The organism is Streptomyces sp. NPDC056128 (assembly GCF_042263835.1).
Classification (GTDB): domain Bacteria; phylum Actinomycetota; class Actinomycetes; order Streptomycetales; family Streptomycetaceae; genus Streptomyces.
This window is the reverse complement of the sequence record NZ_JBHJVQ010000002.1, coordinates 106,407-127,584: the sequence shown is the minus strand read 5'-3', so window position 1 is coordinate 127,584 and position 21,178 is coordinate 106,407. Positions and strand designations below refer to the sequence as shown.

Below are 21,178 nucleotides of genomic sequence, written 5' to 3'. Positions count from 1 at the left end.
GTGACCAGGATGAGGAAACCCTCGTTCCACGTACGGAGGGCAGCGGCTCCACTTTGACCGCTGCTGACGATGCGGTGCGAGTATCGCGCCGACTGCACGCGTGAGCGCGCTGAATTCAGTGGATTTCCAGTTCAGGTATCGAAGGGCCGAGGGTTTCATGCGCAAGCTTCACAAGGTCGCGCTCGTGGTGGCAGCAGCCGGCGGTCTGACCGCCGCCGGCGCCGGCGCCAGCCACGCCGCACCCGTCGGACAAGTCGGTGCCGCTCCAGCATCGGCTCCCGACTACCCGGCCACGCACGCCGCCCCGCCGCCCCAGCCAACCGGCCCCTACGCCGCGGCCGGGACGCAGGGAACGGCTCAGGCCACCGCCACGCCGCACCAACAGCAGTACGCCCAGCCGGCACCTCAGCCGTACGCACAGCCGGCGCCCCAGCAGTACGCCCAGCCAGCACCTCAGCCGTACGCTCAGCCGGCCCCTCAGCCGTACGCCCAGCCGGCACCCCAGCAGTACGCTCCGCCGGCACCCCAGCAGACGGGCCACGCCTACGCCGCGGCCTCCTCGCACGGGACGGCACAGGCCTCCACCTCGCCTTACCAGCCGCAGGCGGCCCCCATGCAGCAGGCCCCCATGCAGCCGCCCCAGGCCGCCCCCGCGCAGCCGCAGGTCGTGCCACAGGTCGTGCCACAGGTGATGCCGCAGGTCGCCCCCCAGGTGGACATGCCCCAAGCCTTCGGGGCAGAGCCCCCGATGCAGGTCGCCCCCCAGTTGAACCCGCAGGTCAACCCTCAGGTGAACCCGATCCTCAACCCGCACATCTCGCCGGCGGACGCACCGCAGCTGTCCCCGGTCGGCCTCGGACAGGTCGCGGCACCCCCGCTCGGCCAACTGGGGCTCCCCCGACTCGGCTGACGGCCCTCCGGCGCAGCCGCCCGCACCACTCCTCTGTTCTGACACCCCATCCGCTCGACCAACGGAGAACCCATGCGCACCTTTCAGAAGGCAGTCCTCGTGAGCGCCATCCTCGGCAGCGTCAGCGGCCTCACCGCCACCACTGCCGTCGCCGATGACTGGGGCAGCGACCTCGACATCACGCAGGGCATCGAGTGCCGTTCGCACGACATGAACATCGAGGTGCTCGGCAGCGTCGGCGCCCTCACCGGCCTGGCGGGCAACATCCTGAACGGCGAAGGCAACCCGGGCGCACAGCAGAACCACCTCGGTTCCGACATGGGCTGCAACAGCCAGGCGCTCTGACGTCTCCCCCGGCCAACTGCCGGGGTCAGTGCGGCCACAGAGGATCGCCGACACGCAATGGGCACCGGAAGGAGTCGACATACCTTCCGGTGCCCGTTCGGTGCCGCGTCCGGGTCAGCGGGTGGGGTCCGGGCGGAAGCGGCGGTACAGGACACCACCCGCAATGAGGAGCGCGGCACTCCCGGCGACGGCGCCGACCGTGAGGTCCGCTCCGGTATCGGCCAGCACGGACGCGGCCGGCTCAGAGCCGGGCTGGGTCCGGACGTCGGCCGGAGTCTCCGCGGCCGGGGTGCTCGGGACCGCAGGCTCCGGTGCGGCAGGCTTCGGGGACGGGGTGTTCGGGGCCGGGGTGCTCGGGGCCGGGCGGGCCTGGTCGTCGGGGCCGTTGACCGACTCGTTGCCGAAGACCGGGTTGCCCAGGCCGACCACACTGACACTGTTCCCGGACACGTTCACCGGCAAGTCGACCGGGAGCTGAAGGCCGTTGCCGGAGAGCAGCCCGGGCGAATCGGCAGTGTGGCTCTGAGCCGACGCCCCGCTGGAGGACGCCTGTCCGCTGCTGTCCTGCGAACTGTCGGTCTTCGCAACGTCTTTGTTCGCGCAGGAGTTGCCCGCGGCCGGGTTGAGCAACCCCGCGACGTCCACCGTGTTGCCGCAGATGTTCACCGGCACGTCCACCGGGAGCTGGATGGCGTTGCCGGAGAGCAGCCCGGGCGAGCCTTCCGCCGCAGCGTCGGCGCCGGCTCCGTCGGCCGCGAGGGCGGAGGACACCGGTAGTGCCAGGGCCATCACGCCGGACGCGGCGGCGGCGAGTACACCGTTTCGGGTAGCCAGTCCCATGGGTTTTGCCTTCCTGACAATTCGCGGGCACTCACCCGCACCCATCAAACGCAAGGGACCCACCAGAGTTATGGGTACCGCCTTCGAAGCCACCCTCGGGCACTAGTCTTCAGGCGCCCTGCATTTCAAGACAAACCGACAAGCGGCGGAGATTGCAGATTCGGCCACGACCGTGTCACAAGTACCACCGTCGTGTCACAACTGTCGCGCCTCCACGGATCTTCCGTCACAGGCGCGCACGGCCCCTCTCCGGCCACCACTCTCAGTCGTTCACCCGGCACACGCTTGGTGATCGCCAGCGCAGCGCCCGGCTCCCCCCGGTGGCCGTCCCCGGCCGCCGCCGCGGCGCGCGCGGGGAGGTGCGACTAGTGACCGACCGAAGGCTCTGGTCCTACAAGGACATCGCGGCCCACATCCGGGTGCAGCCCGACACCGTGCGGTCCTACCGCAAGCACGGGCTGCTGCCGCCGCCCGACCACGTGGAGGGCGGCAAGCCCTACTGGTACGCGGACACGATCCGGGCCTGGGTGGCGTCCCGGCCGCGCAACCGGAACCGGTAGCCGGGCCGGGCCGCGCGGGAGAAAACCGTTCTGTGCCCCACCGCCGCGTGGGGCACAGTGCCGCCCATGGACTTCTCAGCGAAACCCGTCCTCACCGGCGAGCGGGCCGTCCTGCGGCCGTTCACCGCGCGGGACGCGGACGTGATGTGGGAGATCGTCAACGACCCCGAGGTCGTCCGCTTCACGTTCGAGCCCAGCACCGAGATCACCCGGGAACGGCTGCGCTCCTGGTACGGCGTGCGCACCGCCGACCCCGACCGCCTCGACCTCGCCGTCACCGACCGCGCGACCGGCGAACTGGTCGGCGAGGTCGTCCTGTACGACTGGGACCCGGCCGCCCGCAGCTGCGTCTTCCGCACCCTCATCGGGGCCCGGGGCCGCGGCCGGGGGCTGGGCAGCGAGGCGACCCGGCTCATCGTCGGCCACGCCTTCGAGCGGGTCGGCCTGCACCGCGTCCAGTTGGAGGTCTACGCCCACAACACGCGGGCCCGCCGGGTGTACGAGAAGGCCGGCTTCGTGGTGGAGGGGATACGCCGGGAGGCGGCGCTGCGCGACGGCGTGTGGGTGGACGACGTACTGATGGCGGTCCTCGACCACGAGTGGGCCGCGCACGGAGGCGTCGCGGGTGACGGGTGAGGTCGGGTGAGGCCGGGTGAGGTCCGTTTCCATACCCCCTAGGGGTACAGTGGAGGGTAAGTGGTCCACGCTGGACCACGGGTACCCGCCGTGCACACCCCGACGAGGAGTAACGACATGACCGCCCAGACCGACACCCAGGGCTCCGTCACCACCGTCTACAAGGTGAGCGGAATGAGTTGCGGACACTGCGAGGGCGCCGTCTCCGGCGAAATCTCCGAGATCGCGGGCGTCGCCTCGGTGCAGGCCGTCGCGTCCACCGGCGAGGTCACCGTCGTCTCCGGGGCACCGCTGGACGACGACGCCGTACGCGCCGCCGTGGACGAGGCCGGCTTCGAGCTCGTCGGCCGGGCCTGAGCACCGGCGCCACGGCGCCCCGCAGCAGCCACCGTCCCTCCGGCCGGGCCGCGCACGGTCCGGCCGGACCCGTCTGGAGCCCGGACCATGACCAGCACCACCGCGGACACCGCCAAGGCCGCCCAGGCCGCCGAACCGGACCTCGCCGAGGTCGAGCTGCTCATCGGCGGGATGACCTGCGCCGCCTGCGCGGCCCGGGTCGAAAAGAAGCTCAACCGCATGGACGGCGTGACCGCCACGGTGAACTACGCGACCGAGAAGGCCCGGATCACCCACCCGGCGACCACCACGGTCGCCGACCTGATCACCACCGTCGTACGCACCGGGTACACCGCCGAGGAGCCCGCGCCGCCGCCGGAGCCCGAGGGCCCCGAGGACGCGGCGGCATCCGGACACGACGCCGATCCCGAGTCGGCCGCCCTGCGCGGACGTCTGATCGTCTCCGCCCTGCTCGCCGCCCCCGTGGTGCTGCTCGCGATGGTCCCGGCGCTCCAGTTCGACAACTGGCAGTGGCTCTCGCTCACCCTGGCCGCGCCGGTCGTCGTCTGGGGCGGGCTGCCCTTCCACCGCGCCGCCTGGGCCAACGTCCGGCACGGCGCCGCCACCATGGACACGCTGGTCTCGCTCGGCACGCTCGCGGCGTTCGGCTGGTCGCTGTGGGCGCTCTTCTTCGGGGACGCGGGCATGCCGGGCATGCGGCACGGCTTCGACCTCACCGTCTCCCGCACCGACGGCGCCTCCGTCATCTACCTGGAGGCCGCGGCCGGGGTCACCGTCTTCCTCCTGCTCGGACGCTGGCTGGAGGCCCGCTCCAAGCGCCGGGCCGGGGCCGCGCTGCGGGCGCTGATGGAGCTGGGCGCGAAGGACGTCGCCGTCCTCCGCGAGGGCCGCGAGGTGCGGATACCGGTGGCCCGGCTGGCGGTGGGCGACCGGTTCGTCGTCCGGCCGGGCGAGAAGATCGCCACCGACGGGACGGTGACCGAGGGCGCCTCGGCGGTGGACGCCTCACTGCTGACCGGCGAGTCCGTGCCGGCCGACGTGGGCGTCGGCGACGCCGTCACGGGCGCCACGGTCAACGCCGGGGGCCGGCTGGTGGTCGAGGCGACCCGCGTCGGCACCGACACGCAGCTGGCCCGGATGGCGCGGCTCGTGGAGGACGCGCAGAGCGGCAAGGCCGAGGTGCAGCGGCTGGCCGACCGGGTGTCCGGGGTCTTCGTGCCCGTCGTGCTGCTGATCGCCGCCGCCACCTTCGGCGGGTGGCTGGGGGCGACCGGGGACACCGTCGCCGCGTTCACCGCCGCCGTCGCCGTACTGATCATCGCCTGCCCGTGCGCGCTGGGCCTCGCCACGCCGACCGCCCTCATGGTGGGCACCGGCCGGGGCGCCCAGCTCGGCATCCTCATCAAGGGGCCCGAGGTCCTGGAGTCCACCCGGCGGGTCGACACGGTCGTCCTGGACAAGACCGGCACCGTCACCACCGGCCGGATGGCCCTGCACGAGGTGTACGCCGCCGAGGGCACCGGCGAGGAGGAGGTGCTGCGGCTCGCGGGCGCCGTCGAGCACGCCTCCGAGCACCCGGTGGCCCGCGCGATCGCGGCCGGCGCCGAGGAGCGGGTCGGCCCGCTGCCGGACGTCGGGGACTTCGTGAACGTCCCCGGGCGCGGCGTGCGCGGTCGCGTGGAGGGCCGTGAGGTGGCCGTGGGGCGCCTCCACGACGAGCTGCCGCCCGAGGTGGCCCGTGCCAGGGACGAGGCCGAGAGCGGGGGCCGTACGGCTGTCGTGGTCGGCTGGGACGGCGCGGCGCGCGGGGTCCTCGCCGTGGCGGACGCCGTCAAGGAGACCAGCGCCGAGGCGGTGGCCGAGCTGCGGCGGCTGGGCCTCACGCCCGTGCTGCTGACCGGCGACAACCGGCGCGTCGCGGAGTCCGTCGCCGCCGCCGTCGGCATCGACGAGGTGATCGCCGAGGTGCTGCCCGAGGAGAAGGTCGCCGTGGTGGAGCGGCTGCGGGCCGAGGGCCGGACGGTCGCCATGGTCGGGGACGGCGTCAACGACGCGGCCGCGCTCGCCACCGCCGATCTGGGGCTGGCGATGGGCACGGGGACGGACGCGGCGATCGAGGCGGGCGACCTGACGCTGGTCCGCGGCGACCTTCGGGTGGCGGCGGACGCGATCCGGCTGTCCCGGCGGACCCTCACGACGATCAAGGGAAACCTCGTGTGGGCCTTCGGCTACAACGTCGCCGCGCTGCCGCTGGCCGCCGCCGGGCTGCTCAACCCGATGATCGCGGGGGCGGCGATGGCCTTCTCCTCGGTCTTCGTGGTCACCAACAGCCTGCGGCTGCGGGCGTTTCACTGAGGTCTCGATGCGGTGGCCCCTCTGGAGTCCGGCACGTACCTCACATAAGCTCTTCACAAGGCTCGCGCATCTTCCTTACGCTGGGGTCTCGGTCAGCGTCTGCAAGAGACGCAGATCACAGTGATGCGAACGTAACCATCGAAGGGGTTCGAAGGTCTAAGTTGGCGATGTCAGGGAGCGTCTTGGGGGGCGTCACCTGGCATCTGGGGATGTCTTGGGGGACTTTCCCAGAGCTGCGTTGCCGGGACACGTACACCGGGAAGCTTTGAGCGGCCCTCCCGGGCGTGCGTTGTCCCGGCAGACCGCACGACACGTACGAACGCATGACACGTACGCGTACGACACGTACGAGCACGACACAGCGAATTCAGGCGCTGTCCTCACAGACGCCCGGCCGGATCCCGTGGGGGGAATCCGCACCGGGACATGGGAAGGCGCCCTGGATCGTCGGCCCGTGGGGGGACCGGCGCCAGGGCGCCTTCTGCTGTTCCGGGACACGGACGTCCCGGTGCGCGAACACTCCGGACACGAGAGAGTCCCGTACCGCTCGAGGCGGTGCGGGACTCTCCTGGTGCGCGTGCGGGGGTGCCTTGCGGCTCAGCGCTCCTCGACCGGGACGAAGTCGCGCTCGACGACGCCTGTGTAGATCTGGCGCGGGCGGCCGATGCGGGAACCCGGCTCCTTGATCATCTCGTGCCACTGGGCGATCCAGCCCGGAAGGCGGCCGAGGGCGAACAGGACCGTGAACATCTCGGTCGGGAAGCCCATGGCCCGGTAGATCAGACCGGTGTAGAAGTCGACGTTCGGGTAGAGGCTGCGCGAGACGAAGTAGTCGTCGGAGAGCGCGTGCTCCTCCAGCTTCAGGGCGATGTCCAGCAGCTCGTCGGACTTGCCGAGGGCCGAGAGGACGTCGTGCGCGGCGGCCTTGATGATCTTGGCGCGCGGGTCGAAGTTCTTGTAGACCCGGTGGCCGAAGCCCATCAGACGGACGCCGTCCTCCTTGTTCTTCACCTTGCGGATGAAGGAGTCGACGTCACCGCCGGCGTCGCGGATGCCCTCCAGCATCTCCAGCACCGACTGGTTGGCGCCGCCGTGCAGCGGGCCCCAGAGCGCGTTGATGCCGGCGGAGATCGAGGCGAACATGTTCGCCTGCGAGGAGCCGACCAGGCGGACCGTGGAGGTCGAACAGTTCTGCTCGTGGTCCGCGTGCAGGATCAGCAGCTTGTCCAGGGCGGAGACGACGATCGGGTCGAGCTCGTACTCCTGCGCCGGGACGGAGAAGGTCATCCGCAGGAAGTTCTCGACGTAGCCGAGGTCGTTGCGCGGGTAGACGAACGGGTGGCCGATCGACTTCTTGTACGCGTAGGCCGCGATCGTCGGAAGCTTCGCGAGCAGCCGGATGGTGGAAAGGTTGCGCTGGCGCTCGTCGAACGGGTTGTGGCTGTCCTGGTAGAAGGTCGACAGCGCCGAGACCACCGACGACAGCATGGCCATCGGGTGGGCGTCGCGCGGGAAGCCCTTGTAGAAGTTCTTGACGTCCTCGTGCAGCAGGGTGTGCTGCGTGATCTCGTCCTTGAACGAGGAGAGCTCGTCGACGGTGGGCAGCTCGCCGTTGATCAGCAGGTAGGCGACCTCCACGAAGGAGGAGCGCTCGGCCAGCTGCTCGATCGGGTAGCCGCGGTACCGGAGGATGCCGGCCTCGCCGTCCAGGTACGTAACGGCGGATTTATAGGCGGCGGTGTTGCCGTAGCCGCTGTCCAGCGTCACCAGACCGGTCTGGGCGCGGAGCTTCCCGATGTCGAAGCCCTTGTCGCCGACGGTGCTGTCGATCACCGGGTAGGTGTACTCGTCGTCGCCGTACCGCAGTACTACCGAGTTGTTGGTGTGCTCGCTCACGTCTTCCCTCACCGACGTAGTGCCTCATCTTCGAGGTGCCCTGACTGTCTCTACCATCCCCCACTTGGCTCAGGAGAGTGCACTCGGGGTCGACCATCGGGCCTATTGGCGGCACTCAGTGCCGCCAACTTGCTCATCCTGCCCCCTCTTTCCCCCTTCCGGAAGTGCTCTGTGACCTTTACGACTCGTTTGATCGATCATTTTTTTCACACGGGTCAGGAGGTTTACCGAAAGGTTTCAGGGGCGAGGGCCCGCCAGCCGGAAGTCGAGCGCCGTACAGCGCCGTCCGGCCGAGACCGTGCGCACCGCCTGTCCGATCGCCTTGCGGGAACCGACGAGGACGACCAGCTTCTTGGCCCGGGTGACCGCCGTGTACAGCAGGTTCCGCTGGAGCATCATCCAGGCGCCGGTGGTCACGGGGATGACGACCGCCGGGTACTCGCTCCCCTGCGAGCGATGGATGGTCACCGCGTAGGCGTGGGCCAGTTCGTCCAGTTCGTCGAATTCGTACGGAACCTCCTCGTCCTCGTCCGTCAGTACGGTGAGGCGCTGGTCCACCGGGTCGAGTGAGGTGACCACGCCGACGGTGCCGTTGAAGACGCCGTTCTCACCCTTCTCGTAATTGTTGCGAATCTGGGTGACCTTGTCGCCGACCCGGAAGACACGGCCGCCGAACCGCTTCTCCGGCACGTCGGGGCGGCCCGGGGTGACGGCCTGCTGCAGCAGCCCGTTCAGCGTGCCCGCGCCGGCCGGTCCGCGGTGCATGGGAGCGAGGACCTGCACGTCCCGGCGCGGGTCGAGGCCGAACTTGGCGGGGATGCGGCGGGCGGCGACGTCCACGGTGAGGCGGCCGGCCTCCTCCGTGTCGTCCTCGACGAAGAGGAAGAAGTCCTTCATGCCGTCGGTAACGGGGTGCTGCCCGCCGTTGATGCGGTGGGCGTTGGTGACCACGCCCGACTGCTGCGCCTGCCGGAACACGCGGGTGAGCCGGACGGCCGGGACCGGGCTGCCGGGGGCCAGCAGATCCCTGAGCACCTCTCCCGCGCCCACGCTGGGGAGCTGGTCGACGTCCCCGACGAAGAGCAGGTGCGCGCCGGGCGGTACGGCCTTGACCAGCTTGTTGGCGAGGAGGAGGTCCAGCATCGACGCCTCGTCGACCACGACGAGGTCGGCGTCGAGCGGCCGGTCCCGGTCGTAGGCGGCGTCTCCGCCGGGCTTGAGCTCCAGCAGCCGGTGGACCGTGGACGCTTCTGTGCCGGTCAGCTCGGCGAGGCGCTTGGCGGCGCGGCCGGTCGGGGCGGCGAGGACGACCTTCGCCTTCTTGGCGCGGGCCAGTTCGACGATGGACCGGACGGTGAAGGACTTGCCGCAGCCCGGTCCGCCGGTGAGGACGGCGACCTTCTCGGTGAGCGCCAGCTTCACGGCCGCCTCCTGCTCGGGCGCGAGGTCGGCGCCGGTGCGGGTGCCGAGCCAGCGGAGCGCCTTGTCCCACGCCACGTCCCGGAAGCCGGGCATCCGGTCCTCGTCGGTGCGCAGGAGGCGCAGCAGTTGAGCGGAGAGGGACAGCTCGGCGCGGTGGAACGGGACGAGGTAGACGGCGGTGACGGGGTCGCCGCCCTCCGGGTCGGGGATCCGCTCGCGCACCACGCCGGGGTCGTCGCCGTCCTCCTCCGGCTCGGCCGCCAGTTCGGCGAGGCACTCGATGACGAGGCCGGTGTCCACCTGGAGCAGCTTCACCGCGTCGGCGATGAGCTTCTCCTCGGGGAGATAGCAGTGCCCTTGGTCGGTCGCCTGCGAGAGCGCGTACTGCAGCCCCGCCTTCACCCGGTCCGGGCTGTCGTGAGGAATCCCGACCGACTGCGCGATCTTGTCGGCGGTGAGGAAGCCGATGCCCCAGACGTCGGCGGCGAGCCGGTAGGGCTGGTTCTTCACGACGGAGATGGACGCGTCGCCGTACTTCTTGTAGATGCGGACCGCGATCGACGTCGACACCTCGACGGTCTGGAGGAAGACCATGACCTCCTTGATCGCCTTCTGCTCCTCCCAGGCGTCGGCGATCTTCTTGGTCCGCTTGGGTCCGAGGCCGGGGACCTCGATGAGCCGCTTGGGCTCCTCCTCGATGATGGTGAGCGTGTCCAGCCCGAAGTGCTGGGTGATCCGGTCGGCGAAGACCGGCCCGATGCCCTTGACCAGGCCGGAGCCGAGGTAGCGCCGGATGCCCTGGATGGTGGCCGGCAGGAGGGTCGTGTAGTTCTCGACGTGGAACTGCTTGCCGTACTGGGGATGCGACCCCCAGCGTCCCTCCATCCGCAGGGACTCCCCGGCCTGCGCACCGAGCAGCGCACCGACGACGGTGAGCAGGTCACCGGCGCCCCGGCCGGTGTCGACACGGGCGACCGTGTAGCCGTTCTCCTCGTTGGCGTACGTGATGCGTTCCAGGACGCCGGTGACCTCGGCGAGGCCCGGCCGGCTCCCCCGGTCCGCACCACTTCCCGCGCCGGACACCGCCCCACCTGCCCCTTCGCGTCTCCGTTCCGAGTCCTGAAAGGAGGCTACCGGGAGCCGCTGACAGCCAGGATTCGAAAGATTTACCTAAGACCTATTGACTCAGGACGGAAAGGGCGTAGTAGTGGTTATCAGACGGCAACACCGAAAGGGTCACGAAGTCGACGAGGACGTCTAGCCGGCGGAGTGACGCGGACAGGATGCGGTTCAGGCCCCCGGCAAGCCGGCGCGATACCGAGGCAGCAGTGACGACTGAGGCTTCAGGACACGTGCAGCACTACCGGGGACTGTTTTTTTGCCCTCGGCGCTCCCGGCCTCACGCGATCGCGTAGTCGTGGATGGCCGGTTCGAGAAGGTCGAAGGAGCGTGCCGCTTCCTTCGCGACGGTCTTGGCGATCTCGTCGTGCGTGTGCCCGGCCAGGGTCAGGTCCTGGATGCGCTGGAACAGGACGCGGTGCACGGCGCCGAGCAGCCCGGCGACCGTGCGGACCGTCATGTCGTCGTCGTCCGGCCGCGCGCCGACGGCCTCGGCGAGGGCCTCGGCCAGCGCCTGCTCGCGCCGGTCGTGCAGGTTGCGCAGGCACGCCGACAACGTGGGGCTGTCGGCGACCATGCGGGAGAACTCCGGGCCGGCGAATCCGGCGACCGGGTCCTGCGCCGCGACGGATGCCTCGAAGGCACGGCGAAGCGCCGCGAGGGCGGACTCCCCGGGGTGGCGGGAGGCCACGGTGCGCGCCAGCGTGGCGCTGAACTCGTCCTGGTGATCGAGGGCCAAGTCCTCCTTGCGCGCGAAGTAGTTGGTCACCGTCTTCTTCGCGACGCGGGCCGCCGCCGCGATCTCGGCGATGGTGGTGTTCTCGAAGCCCTGCTCGATGAAGAGCCGGGTCGCGTGGTCGGAGATCAGCTGTCGCGTCTCCTGCTTCTTCGCCTCCCGCAGGCCCGGTGGGGCGGGGGTGGCGTCGACTGCGGTGGCACTCGCCGGGGGGCTCGTCCTCGTCTCCATGAGGCGAATCTTACCTCCGTAGCAAAAATATGTTTACAGCACTGAGCGCATGGGAGTAATCTTACTACCGACGTAAGATCAGCCTCTGGGAAGGGAACCCCTCTTGCGGATCACCGCCTCCACCGTCTCGCTCACGGTCGAAGACATCGCCGCCTCCCGCCGCTTCTTCACCGAGCACCTCGGCTACCAGGAACAGGCCGCGGCCGAGGGATTCGCCTCCCTCACGCGTGACGATGCCGCCGTCGACATCGTCCTGCTCCGGCGGGGCATCGACGTCCTGCCGCCCGACCAGCGCGACCGGCACGCCGACGGACTGATCCTCGCCTTCACCGTCACCGGCCTCGAAGCGGAGGAGAAGCGACTGCGTTCCGAGGGCGTCGACATCACGATGCCGCTGCGCGAAGAGCCGTGGGGTGAACGCCTGTTCCAGGTCACCGACCCCAATGGGGTCGTCGTCCAGCTCGTCGAATGGACCACACCGGACCCCTCCTGAGCCCGCTCGGATCGTGCAGACCCAGAAGAAGGAGCACCGCGTGCGAAAGCTCGTGTACTACATCGCCACCACGCTGGACGGTTTCATCGCGGGCCCGGACGGCGCCGACCCCACGGGGCCGGGCGGCTTCTGGCCTATCCCCGAGGACTACATCCGGCACCTGGTGACGGAGTACCCGGAGACCCTGCCCGTCCAGGCGCGGGCGGCGCTGTCCGTCACCGCGCCCGGCACGCACTTCGACACCGTCCTGGAAGGACGGCGCAGCTACGAGATAGGCCTCAAGGCGGGCATCACCGACGCCTATCCCCACCTACGTCACCTGGTCTTCTCCCGGACCCTCACCGAGAGCCCGGACCCGGCCGTCGAACTGGTCGCCGGCGACCCTGTGGACAAGGTGCGGCAGTTGAAGCAGGAGGACGGCAAGGACATCTGGCTGATCGGCGGCGCGGAACTGGCCGGCGCCCTGTACGGCGAGATCGACCAGCTCATCCTCAAGATGGCGCCGCTGACCATCGGCGCCGGAATCCCGCTCTTCTCCGACAAGGCCACGTTCGATCCACGCGGCTGGCGACTCACCGGCCACACCGTGCTCGACAGCGGCGCGTCCTTCGTGACCTTCGCGCGCGCCGCCGGGGACTGAGGTCGTCGTCCACCGAGATCCCGAGATCGGGCACCCTCGGCCGCGTGTCAGGAAGCGCGGGCGGCCAGCCACTTGGTGAGGTCGCCCGCGATCCGGTCGATGTTGGACTCGACGGTGACGTCGTGTTCGCGGTGGGTGGTGTCGCGGCGGACGATCTCGTAGCCGCCCTGGTCCAGCAGGGCGATGGAGGCGAACCAGACGGGATCGTCCTCGTCGGGCTGGATCACGACGAAGGTGTTGTCCCTGCCGTTGAGATCGCTGATGAGCATGAAGAGGGCATCCTCGGACGGGTCGTCGATGTGGTCGCCGTTCTCGCTGTCGGCGCAGTAGTAGTCGGCGGCCACGAGTCCCTCCCCAGGTGCGTGTGCTGTCGTTTCCGGTGGTCAGGATGGCACGGCCCGGTGGTCCGGCCGGGCTCAGTCGATCGTCTTGATCACCCGGGCGGGGGCTCCCGCGACCAGCGTGCGGGCAGGAACATCACGACTGACCACCGCACCGGCAGCGACCACCGCACCGGCGCCGATGGTCACTCCCTGCAAGATCACGGCTGACCTCCGTTGCGCGAACCGACCCGGTGTACACGCACATGGTGTTGTCCCGGACCGGAGACCAGCACCCCGTGCTGACCGCGCTACGCGACCATCTGCGCTCCTCAAGGCGGCGCATCCCGGACGACGTGTGGGTGCCGCACTGGATGGACCGCTGACCAGACTCCCGTTTAGCGGCATGCCCTAGGTGCGCACGGTGTGCGGGTCGGAGTTCCGCAGGTACGGCAGGGATGATCAGGAGCGGGGCGGCTGCGTCTTGAGGGCTTCGAGGAAGGGGGCGAAGGCCTCCGGCGGGAAGGCGAGGGTGGCCCGGGTGGGGGCCTTGCTGTCGCGGACGGCGGTGATGGTGGGAAGGGTTGCGACTTCCACGCAGTTGTTGCCATCGCCGCCGCCGGAGTAGGACGACTTTCGCCACTGGTCAGGGGTAGTCACGGAGCCTCACAGTTCCTTGGCCAGTCTTTGGATGAAGTCACGCGAACGACTGGGGTCGAGTGACACGGCCTCCACATTACGGAAGACCGTTCGAAAGACGGCTAGTTGTGCTTCGGCATCGATGAAACCCGTGCCGTGAGGTGCGTCGCGGACAGCCGTGTCCAGCTTCGGCACGCCCCCGCCCGCCAGCATCATGGGACTCCAGGCCCCACCGAAACCATCCAGATCGAAGGGGATGACCCGCACGGTGGTGTGATCCGCTTCAGAGAGTTCCAGGACACGAGCGAGCTGGGTCCGTGCGGTGGCTCGATCCCCGACCCTGATACGCAACGCCGCTTCGTGGATGACGGCCTCGTACGGCGCGGGATCCGGACCTTCGAGGACGACCTTGCGTTCCATGCGATGGCGTACGCGCAGCTCTCTTTCCTCATAGGGAAGTTCGGGGACCCTTGAAGAGAAGGCAGCACGGGCGTAGGCCTCGGTCTGAAGCAGTCCAGGAATGATGAGCAACTCCACGTCGGACCGGAACGTTGAGTGGTGCTCCAACTCGGCCAGGTCGAGAAAGGGAGTAGGCAGTAGGCCTCGGTACTCCTCCCACCAACCACGCGTCCGGTCGGTCGCCATGACGACGAGTGCGTCGATGAACTCCTCGTCCGTGCACGAGTAGTGATCAGCGAGGCGACGCAGCCGCTCTTCGCTCACACCTGCGAGCCCGGACTCGATGTGGCTGATCTGAACCCGACTCGTCCCCAGCAGCGCTGCCGCCTCGGCGGCGGTGAGACCCGCCGCATCACGAAGCCTGCGCAGCTCGACCGCCAGGCGCATCTGTCGGGCGGTGGCTTCTCGCCTCAAGACCATCGAAGGCTCCTCGGTTCAACGGGCCTGGTGCTGCTACTCGTTCGGGGTCAGATTAGGCGACCCGCTTGCTTGGTATGACATGTTAGCCCTACCGTCAGTGACGCTACGCACACCGTGCGGCACCGGGCCACCGGAAGCGCACCGCCCCGTCCTGCCATGACGGCCGCGGCAATGACACCGGGTCCGCGTTCACCTCCCCTCGTACAAAACGGAGTCCCGCATGCCCGAAAACGAGCCCTGGGAGTACTCCCTCTACATCCCCAACGACCTACGCGCCGTCACCGTCAGCCGCCGCACCCTCCGCCTGATCCTCACCATGCACGGACTGATCCGCCTGGTAGATGTCGCCGAACTGCTCGCCACGGAGCTGGTCTCCAACGCCGTACGGCACACCAAGGGCCCCGCCGCCCTCCGCATTCGCTGGTCACCGCCCGGCACGTTGCGGATCGGGGCGTGGGACGCGGACCCCGAACCTCCGGAGCCGCCGGCGGCGTTCGGGCGGGTGGAGGAGATGGAGGAGGGGCGGGGACTGGGACTGGTGCGGGCCTGCGCCGATGTGTGGGGGTGGCATCCGCTGGCCAGGCACGGCAACCGGGGGAAGTTTGTGTGGTGCGAGTTGGCGGGGGCTTGAACGGACGCGCAAGAAGCCCCGCTCAGCCCACACGCGCTCGCCTTCCCATCAAGCCGGCGGGATTCGGCGAGCAGGAACCTCAAAGACCAGTTCGAGACCGTCTTCCTCATCCCACTGCTCTCCGACCTCAACGAAGCCGAAGCCAGAAATCGTCGCCAGGGAGGCCACGTTGTCGGGGCTGATCGTTGCCCGCACGGTCGTGACGGCGGCTTCGGCTGCTGCCCGGCGGAGCAACTCGGTCAACGCGGACCGGGCGTACCCCTGGCGGCGGAAGTCGGGGGCGACGGAGTAGCCGATCTCGACCTTGCCGACCTCGTCGGGCGGCCCGTGAAATCCGGCATGCCCGACGACGAGGCCGCCCTCGCCGACGACCGCTTGCCGCACCATCCACCGCGCACGGCCGGGATCGGCGGCCATCTGGTCGAGCCGGAACTGCCACAGCCATCGTGCTCTGTCGGTAAGGAAGTACTCGGTCAGTGAAACACCGGCCATCCCGCTGGCTCCGGACAGGTCTCCATCGAGCAGAGCGGACATCACACCGCCGGACAGCTCGACGAAACGGACACGCTTCGGACTCCGCGCGAGCGGCCTTTGATGATCGGCTCCATCTGCCACCTGCGGATGCTCGCCGACCAACGCGCAGGGTGTCCACCTATTTCGAGACCCCCGATTGACATGCAGCTCACCGGCTGCCTAACGTGAAAGGCAGCCAATGGGCTGCATGTCAGAGGGGCGGAGATGGACGAGGTCTTCAAGGCGCTGGGTGACCGGAACCGGCGGCGGCTGCTGGATCGGCTGAACGGGCGGAACGGGCAGAGTCTGCGGGAGTTGTGTGCCGGGCTGGACATGGCTCGGCAGTCGGTCAGCAAGCATCTCGCGGTGCTGGAGGCCGCCAACCTGGTCACCACCGTGCGGCGGGGCCGGGAGAAGTTGCACTACCTCAACGCCGAGCCGATCAACGCCATCGCCGAACGCTGGATCAGCCGCTACGACCAGGAGCGGGTGCACGCACTCGCCGACCTCAAGCACGTGCTGGAGAGCAACGCCATGGACAGCAACGCGTTCGTGTACACGACCTACATCAGGACCACGCCCGAGCGGCTGTGGCAGGGCCTGACCGATCCGGAGTTCACCCGCCGCTACTGGGGGGTGGAGTTCGGCACCGACTGGGTGGCCGGGTCGCCCATGGCCTGGAAGGAACGGGGCGCGGCCACCGAGGACCCCGAGCAGGTCGTGCTCGAGTCCGATCCCTACCGGCGGCTCGCCTACACCTGGCACACCTTCACGCCCGAGTGGGCCCGGGCCAACGGGATCGACGACGAGACGCTGGCCAGGCTCAGCGCCGAGCGGCGGTCGAAGGTCGCCTTCGAGATCGAGGACCTCGACGGGAGCGGGACGGTCAAGCTGACCGTCGTGCACGACGGGTTCGAGGGCGGCAGCACCGCGCGCGAGATGATCCAGCACGGGTGGCCCGCCCTCGTCTCCGGGCTCAAGACGCTGCTGGAGACCGGAGACGCGCTGCCCCAGCCCCAGTAGGCCCCGTAGCCCTGGCTCGGGCCGCTCCCGGTCTGCCGGGAGATTCATGGGACCGGCGTCCGTCAGGTCACTCGGCGGCGGATCCACCAGGCGCAGAACCCGGTCAGGGCCAGGGCGAGGCCGAGGTAGAGCCCGGTCTCGGCCCATTGAAGGGCCCAGAAGTTTCCGGCGGGCTGGTACGTCGTCTGCTGCTTGTAGCCCAGAGCGCCGAGGTCGGTGACGCAACCGTCGATCTGCCGCATGGTGGGCGGGCCCGACTCGGTGTGCAGACAGTCCGCGAAGGACGACGGCACGCGGGCCGGCTGACCTGCGGCGTTCACCGTCTGTTGCGAGGTGAGCCAAGCACCGGGCTCCTCGAGGTGCACGGTGATCCGCTCGGCGTCGCCATGGATACCGATCGGAGCGCCGGGCTCGATCGGCACGATGGCCCGGTCCGGGGCGGCCAGGTGGGGCCGGACCCACATCGGCACCACGATCTGGACGGCGGCGTAGAGGGCGAACGCGGTCGCCATCGCGGGCAGGGTGCGGCGGATGACCAGACCGAGGGCGACACCCAGGACGAAGGCGAAGGCGGCATGGGCCATGGGCACGACACCCCGTGCGGCGAAGGCCACCGGATCGAGCCGCGCGAAGTACGTGTCCGTCTCGCCACCGCCGTTCACGGCCCGATCGATGGGGCTGCTCCACCAGCTCACCGCGAGTACGGCCAGTCCTGCGGCGGTCATGGATGCCGCCACACCAAGCCCCATCCTGGTCGCCAGCCAGCGCGTGCGGGTGACACCCTGGTTCCACGCGAGGTAGTGGGTGCCGGTCTCCAGTTCACGGGCGATCAGCGGCGCGCCCCAGAACATCCCGATGACCGCGGGCACGGCGAGCACGACCAGCAGTCCGGCGTAGTAGAGGGTCTGGTCCGAACTGGAGACCTGGTCCACCAGGCTGCTGCCGGCAGCTCGGTAGAGGTCGGCCAGCCGCGGGCCGGTGACCGCGAGGGTGGCGGCGAGGGCGGCCACCGCGGCGAACATTACGGCGGCCTGGGTGCGGAACTGGCGCCAGGTCAGCCAGATCATCGGAGTACCTCCAGCGCGGGCCGGGTGTCACGAACCGCGTCGGCGGGCCGGGTCATGTAGGCCAGGACAATGTCTTCCAGTCCGAGCGGGCTGACCGTCCAGGACGGATCGTGGACCGCGGTGTCGGTACGCACCAGGAGAGTGGTCTGCCGATCGGTGTGGCTGGCGGTGATGACGTGCTGACCGGCCGGGAGCGTGTCCGGGTCCCGGCGCGGGCCGGTGAGCCGGTGGTGGCAGGCGACGAGGTCATCGATGTCGCCGGCCACCTGCACCCGGGAGTCGACCAGGACGATGACGTAGTCGCAGGTTCGCTCCACGTCGGAGACCAGGTGGGAGGAGAGCACGACGCTCAGCTCGTGCTCGGCGACGGCCTCCATCAGGTCCTGCATGAACTCCCGTCGGGCGAGCGGGTCCAGCGCCGCGACCGGCTCGTCCAGGATGAGCAGTTCCGGGCGCTTGGCGATGCCCAGGGTGAGAGCGAGCTGCGCGCGCTGGCCGCCGGACAGCCTGCCGGCCCGCTGCTTGGGGTCCAGACCGAGGCGACGGATCCGGTCGCGCGCCACGGCGTCGTCCCAGTTCGGGTTGAGGCGCTTGCCGAAGTCGAGGTGGTCGGCGACGCTCAGCGCGGAGTAGGTCGGGGTGCCCTGGGCGACGAAGCCGACCTTGGCCAGCTGTTCCACGCCCTCGGCAGGACGGCCACCGCATACCTCGATGGTGCCGACCGTCGGGGACAGCATGCCGGAGGCCAGGTTCAACAAGGTCGACTTGCCGGCGCCGTTGGGGCCGACCAGGCCGACCACCCGGCCGGCGGGGACGTCCAAGTCGCAGTTCTGCAGCGCCCAGCGCCGCTTGTACCTCTTGCCCAGGCCCTGGGCTCGTAAGACAGCGCTCACGCTACGTCCTCCCCTGCGGCGTTACGAAACGTGTTCAGGAACAGCGCCTCGATGCTCTCCTCATCGAGCCCGGCCAGCCGGGCCTTGGTCAGCCAGCGCTGCAGGTCCTTGCGCAACGGGCCGTGCGCGGCGAGCGTGGCGTCGGCCAGTGTCCGGGTCACGAACGTCCCGACGCCGGGGCGGGCGGCCACCAGACCGTCGTGTTCCAGCTCCCGGTACGCCTTGAGCACCGTGTTCGGGTTGACCGCCATCTGCTTCGCCACCTCCTTGACCGTCGGCAGCCGATCCCCCTCCTTCAGCAGGCCCAGGCGCAGTGCGTGCTTCACCTGCTGGACCAGCTGCTGGTACGGGGACAGGCCAGACCGGCTGTTCAGGTGGAACTCAATCACCGGTTCCTCCATATATCTAGTCTCCTAGCACTATAGCACTATAGCTCTCTACATCGGCCAGGCGGCAAGGTGTGCGCCGGCTCAGCACGATGAGGTCTGGAGACGCCGACGCGAGAGGCAGTCGTTCAGCTTGACCGGGCGGGCGCTGGAGGCACCGATGCGGCACGCGGGTCGGTTTCTGTACCGGAGCGGCGGTGTGTGGCCCCACGGCATCGCCCGCGGGTGAATCGGCCCGGCAGTCTGCCGAGCGGCTGGGCAGATCGCTTCGGCCGCTCTGCGCGCCCTGGTGGAGGCCAAGCCGGCTCTGCGCCGGTCTCCCGAGAAGACTCCCGGCCATGAGAGGGCGACCTCGTGATGGGCACCCGGTCCTCGGCTGTCGCCACGCTCGTCGGGCGCACCAGCCGCTACACGGACATCGTGGCACTGCCGGGCGGCATCAAGGCCGAGCAGGTCACTCCGCACCTCACCAAGAGTCTCCTCGACATCCCGCCCCAGCTACGGGACCGTGGCCGGGAGATGGCTGAGCGCCGATCTGCCTCTGCGAGCCGCGCAGCCCTCAGGCCGACCTCGACGCCATCGCCCACGAGCTCAACCATCGGCCGCGCGAGAGGTAGGAGCCCCGGCCCGCATCAGCGGTGCAGGGCGGTCTCCCGTTCCATGCGCGTGAGCTTCTCGGGGTTGCGCACCGCGTAGAGGCCGGAGATGCGGCCGTCGTCGAAGCGCACCGCCATCACCGTGTCCAGCTCGCCGTCGAGGCGGATGACCAGGGCCGGGTGGCCATTGATCTGGGCGGGGTGCATCGACATCGCGACGGGCAGCTTGACCAGGCCGCCGAGCATCAGGCGGGCCACCTTGTCGGCGCCCATGACGGGCCGCAGGATCGCCTGCTTGATGCCGCCGCCGTCGCCCAGCAGGACGACGTCCGGGGCGAGGATGTCGAGCAGGCCCTGAAGGTCCCCCGTCTCGACCGCCCGCTGGAACGCGGCGAGCGCGTTCCGGCTCTCGGTCCGGGAGACGACGCCGCGCGGCCGCCTGGCCGCGACGTGGGCGCGGGCCCGGTGCGCGGTCTGGCGGACGGCGGCCGGGGTCTTGTCGACGGCCTCGGCGATCTCGTCGTACTCCAGGCCGAACACCTCGCGCAGCACGAACACCGCCCGCTCGGTCGGCGTGAGCGTCTCCATGACCAGCATCATCGCCATCGAGACGCTGTCGGCCAGTTCGACGTCCTCGGCCACGTCGGGCGTGGTGAGCAACGGCTCGGGCAGCCACTCGCCGACGTAGGACTCCTTGCGGCGGCCGAGCGTGCGCAGCCGGGTCAGGGCCTGGCGCGTGGTGATCCGGACCAGGTACGCGCGCCGGTCGCGCACCGAGCCGAGATCGACTCCCGCCCAGCGCAACCAGGTCTCCTGCAGGACGTCCTCGGCGTCGGCGGCCGAGCCGAGCATCTCGTAGGCGACGGTGAAGAGGAGGTTGCGATGGGCGACGAAGGCCTCGGTGGCGGGGTCCGTGCGTCCGCCCCCGGCGCCCGCCCCGGTCGTCGCGTCCTGTTCGTGGCTGCCGTACTCGCTCATGACCAGCTGCTCCCGCTCGTTCGCCTTCGACGGTGTCACGCGCACAGGACGCCGGCCACCGCCGGTCTGTGACATCCCCCGCCGGTGTTCCACGTCACACCCGGGCCCCGTCACAGCATCCGGGGCGGCGGCGTCTTGTGTGCGTCAACGCGGCACCGAGAGTGAGGACGGGGTCATGGAAACCCGATTCAACCTGTTCGAGAACGAGATCGGCGGCCGGTTCGCCAAGCGGTTCGCGGGCATCGCCCTGGTGCTCCAGCAGTCGTCGCTGCCGAAGTCCACGCAGGAGCTGATGGCGCTGCGGGCCAGTCAGATCAACGGCTGCGGGCACTGCATCGACATGCACACCAAGGAGGCCGCGGCCGCCGGGGAGAGCGCGGTCCGGCTCCACCTGGTCGCCGCCTGGCGCGAGTCCACCGTGTTCACCGAGGCCGAGCAGGCGGCGCTGGCCCTCGCCGAGGAGGGCACCCGGCTCGCCGACGCCCACCAGGGCGTGTCCGACGAGACCTGGGCCCAGGTGCGCAAGCACTACGACGACGACCAGATCGCCACCCTGGTCTGCCTCGTCGCCATGATCAACGCGGCCAACCGGCTCGCCGTGATCACCCACCAGGCGGGCGGCTCCTACGAGGCCGGCATGTTCGACGCGGCCTTCGACTGAGATCTGCCTGCCCGGACGGCGGCGCGGCTCCCCCGGCGAAAACCGGTGGAGC

23 protein-coding genes and 1 pseudogene are annotated in these 21,178 nt (G+C 69.8%); 11 read left to right on the top strand and 13 right to left on the bottom strand.

All coding sequences use genetic code 11. From position 1 onward, the window contains the following. Nucleotides 1-157 precede the first annotated feature (157 nt). Together ACFC1X_RS04540 and ACFC1X_RS04535 are read left to right on the top strand one after the other, a co-directional pair. Nucleotides 158-910, top strand: coding sequence for a hypothetical protein (locus tag ACFC1X_RS04540; RefSeq protein ID WP_376348731.1), 753 nt, complete (start codon nt 158-160; stop codon nt 908-910). A 72-nt stretch (nt 911-982) separates the two neighbouring features. Then, nucleotides 983-1,255: a hypothetical protein gene (locus ACFC1X_RS04535; RefSeq protein ID WP_376348729.1), complete on the top strand. Its 273-nt coding sequence runs from the start codon at nt 983-985 to the stop codon at nt 1,253-1,255. A 114-nt stretch (nt 1,256-1,369) separates the two neighbouring features. On the opposite strand, the gene ACFC1X_RS04530 is transcribed toward ACFC1X_RS04535, so the two are convergent. Next, nucleotides 1,370-2,095: a chaplin family protein gene (locus ACFC1X_RS04530; protein WP_376348727.1), complete on the bottom strand. Its 726-nt coding sequence runs from the start codon at nt 2,093-2,095 to the stop codon at nt 1,370-1,372. A 368-nt stretch (nt 2,096-2,463) separates the two neighbouring features. Here ACFC1X_RS04530 and ACFC1X_RS04525 point away from each other — a divergent pair, with 368 nt between their 5' ends. From ACFC1X_RS04525 to ACFC1X_RS04510, 4 genes are all read left to right on the top strand, one after another. Further along, nucleotides 2,464-2,655 carry an AlpA family transcriptional regulator gene (locus ACFC1X_RS04525; RefSeq protein WP_161326861.1) on the top strand — a complete coding sequence of 64 codons (192 nt, stop codon included), beginning with the start codon at nt 2,464-2,466 and terminating at the stop codon, nt 2,653-2,655. 66 nt (nt 2,656-2,721) lie between these two features. Further along, nucleotides 2,722-3,291 carry a GNAT family N-acetyltransferase gene (locus tag ACFC1X_RS04520; protein WP_376348725.1) on the top strand — a complete coding sequence of 190 codons (570 nt, stop codon included), beginning with the start codon at nt 2,722-2,724 and terminating at the stop codon, nt 3,289-3,291. Between the two features lie 117 nt (nt 3,292-3,408). Beyond that, complete coding sequence (locus ACFC1X_RS04515) at nt 3,409-3,648, top strand: heavy-metal-associated domain-containing protein (RefSeq protein ID WP_376348723.1); 240 nt, start codon at nt 3,409-3,411, stop codon at nt 3,646-3,648. An 87-nt stretch (nt 3,649-3,735) separates the two neighbouring features. Then, nucleotides 3,736-6,003, top strand: coding sequence for a heavy metal translocating P-type ATPase (locus ACFC1X_RS04510; RefSeq protein ID WP_376348721.1), 2,268 nt, complete (start codon nt 3,736-3,738; stop codon nt 6,001-6,003). Nucleotides 6,004-6,600: 597 nt separating this feature from the next. Here the strand turns inward: ACFC1X_RS04510 and ACFC1X_RS04505 are convergent. The 3 genes from ACFC1X_RS04505 to ACFC1X_RS04495 form a co-directional block, all read right to left on the bottom strand. Further along, nucleotides 6,601-7,899 (bottom strand): citrate synthase, encoded by a 1,299-nt coding sequence (locus ACFC1X_RS04505; protein WP_376348719.1) that lies wholly within the window; start codon nt 7,897-7,899, stop codon nt 6,601-6,603. Between the two features lie 237 nt (nt 7,900-8,136). Then, entirely contained in the window at nt 8,137-10,404 is a 2,268-nt protein-coding gene (locus ACFC1X_RS04500; protein ID WP_376348717.1) for an ATP-dependent RecD-like DNA helicase, read from the bottom strand. A gap of 316 nt (nt 10,405-10,720) precedes the next feature. Then, complete coding sequence (locus tag ACFC1X_RS04495; protein WP_376348715.1) at nt 10,721-11,407, bottom strand: TetR/AcrR family transcriptional regulator; 687 nt, start codon at nt 11,405-11,407, stop codon at nt 10,721-10,723. A gap of 103 nt (nt 11,408-11,510) precedes the next feature. Between ACFC1X_RS04495 and ACFC1X_RS04490 the strand changes: the two genes are divergently transcribed. Then, nucleotides 11,511-11,900, top strand: a complete 390-nt coding sequence (locus ACFC1X_RS04490) for a VOC family protein (RefSeq protein WP_376348713.1) — start codon at nt 11,511-11,513, stop codon at nt 11,898-11,900. A gap of 40 nt (nt 11,901-11,940) precedes the next feature. Beyond that, on the top strand, nt 11,941-12,540 hold the full coding sequence (locus ACFC1X_RS04485) for a dihydrofolate reductase family protein (RefSeq protein ID WP_376348712.1): 600 nt from the start codon (nt 11,941-11,943) through the stop codon (nt 12,538-12,540). A gap of 47 nt (nt 12,541-12,587) precedes the next feature. Here ACFC1X_RS04485 and ACFC1X_RS04480 read toward each other — a convergent pair whose 3' ends face one another. From ACFC1X_RS04480 to ACFC1X_RS04465, 4 genes and pseudogenes are all read right to left on the bottom strand, one after another. Then, nucleotides 12,588-12,884, bottom strand: coding sequence for a hypothetical protein (locus tag ACFC1X_RS04480; protein ID WP_376348710.1), 297 nt, complete (start codon nt 12,882-12,884; stop codon nt 12,588-12,590). A gap of 72 nt (nt 12,885-12,956) precedes the next feature. Further along, nucleotides 12,957-13,091, bottom strand: a pseudogene (locus ACFC1X_RS04475) (sugar O-acetyltransferase); the annotation flags it as partial. Nucleotides 13,092-13,322: 231 nt separating this feature from the next. Beyond that, nucleotides 13,323-13,520 (bottom strand): DUF397 domain-containing protein, encoded by a 198-nt coding sequence (locus tag ACFC1X_RS04470; RefSeq protein ID WP_376348709.1) that lies wholly within the window; start codon nt 13,518-13,520, stop codon nt 13,323-13,325. Nucleotides 13,521-13,526: 6 nt separating this feature from the next. Then, the gene (locus ACFC1X_RS04465) at nt 13,527-14,378 is read right to left on the bottom strand and encodes a DUF5753 domain-containing protein (RefSeq protein ID WP_376348707.1); all 852 of its coding nucleotides are present in this window, start codon (nt 14,376-14,378) and stop codon (nt 13,527-13,529) included. Nucleotides 14,379-14,598: 220 nt separating this feature from the next. Here ACFC1X_RS04465 and ACFC1X_RS04460 point away from each other — a divergent pair, with 220 nt between their 5' ends. Continuing rightward, nucleotides 14,599-15,009, top strand: a complete 411-nt coding sequence (locus ACFC1X_RS04460; protein WP_376348705.1) for an ATP-binding protein — start codon at nt 14,599-14,601, stop codon at nt 15,007-15,009. 48 nt (nt 15,010-15,057) lie between these two features. Here the strand turns inward: ACFC1X_RS04460 and ACFC1X_RS04455 are convergent, their stop codons facing one another. Then, the gene (locus tag ACFC1X_RS04455) at nt 15,058-15,543 is read right to left on the bottom strand and encodes a GNAT family N-acetyltransferase (RefSeq protein ID WP_376349757.1); all 486 of its coding nucleotides are present in this window, start codon (nt 15,541-15,543) and stop codon (nt 15,058-15,060) included. Between the two features lie 204 nt (nt 15,544-15,747). Here ACFC1X_RS04455 and ACFC1X_RS04450 point away from each other — a divergent pair, with 204 nt between their 5' ends. Then, on the top strand, nt 15,748-16,545 hold the full coding sequence (locus ACFC1X_RS04450; RefSeq protein WP_376348703.1) for an ArsR/SmtB family transcription factor: 798 nt from the start codon (nt 15,748-15,750) through the stop codon (nt 16,543-16,545). Nucleotides 16,546-16,607: 62 nt separating this feature from the next. On the opposite strand, the gene ACFC1X_RS04445 is transcribed toward ACFC1X_RS04450, so the two are convergent. From ACFC1X_RS04445 to ACFC1X_RS04430, 4 genes are all read right to left on the bottom strand, one after another. After that, nucleotides 16,608-17,612, bottom strand: a complete 1,005-nt coding sequence (locus ACFC1X_RS04445) for a transporter (RefSeq protein WP_376348701.1) — start codon at nt 17,610-17,612, stop codon at nt 16,608-16,610. Further along, nucleotides 17,609-18,505, bottom strand: coding sequence for an ABC transporter ATP-binding protein (locus ACFC1X_RS04440; RefSeq protein WP_376348700.1), 897 nt, complete (start codon nt 18,503-18,505; stop codon nt 17,609-17,611). The genes ACFC1X_RS04445 and ACFC1X_RS04440 overlap by 4 nt, the downstream gene beginning before the upstream one ends. Beyond that, nucleotides 18,502-18,906 carry a GntR family transcriptional regulator gene (locus ACFC1X_RS04435; protein ID WP_376348698.1) on the bottom strand — a complete coding sequence of 135 codons (405 nt, stop codon included), beginning with the start codon at nt 18,904-18,906 and terminating at the stop codon, nt 18,502-18,504. The genes ACFC1X_RS04440 and ACFC1X_RS04435 overlap by 4 nt, the downstream gene beginning before the upstream one ends. A 617-nt stretch (nt 18,907-19,523) precedes the next feature. Beyond that, on the bottom strand, nt 19,524-20,465 hold the full coding sequence (locus ACFC1X_RS04430) for an RNA polymerase sigma-70 factor (protein WP_376349755.1): 942 nt from the start codon (nt 20,463-20,465) through the stop codon (nt 19,524-19,526). Nucleotides 20,466-20,640: 175 nt separating this feature from the next. Here ACFC1X_RS04430 and ACFC1X_RS04425 point away from each other — a divergent pair, with 175 nt between their 5' ends. Next, entirely contained in the window at nt 20,641-21,126 is a 486-nt protein-coding gene (locus ACFC1X_RS04425; RefSeq protein WP_376348697.1) for a carboxymuconolactone decarboxylase family protein, read from the top strand. The last annotated feature ends 52 nt before the right edge of the window (nt 21,127-21,178 follow it).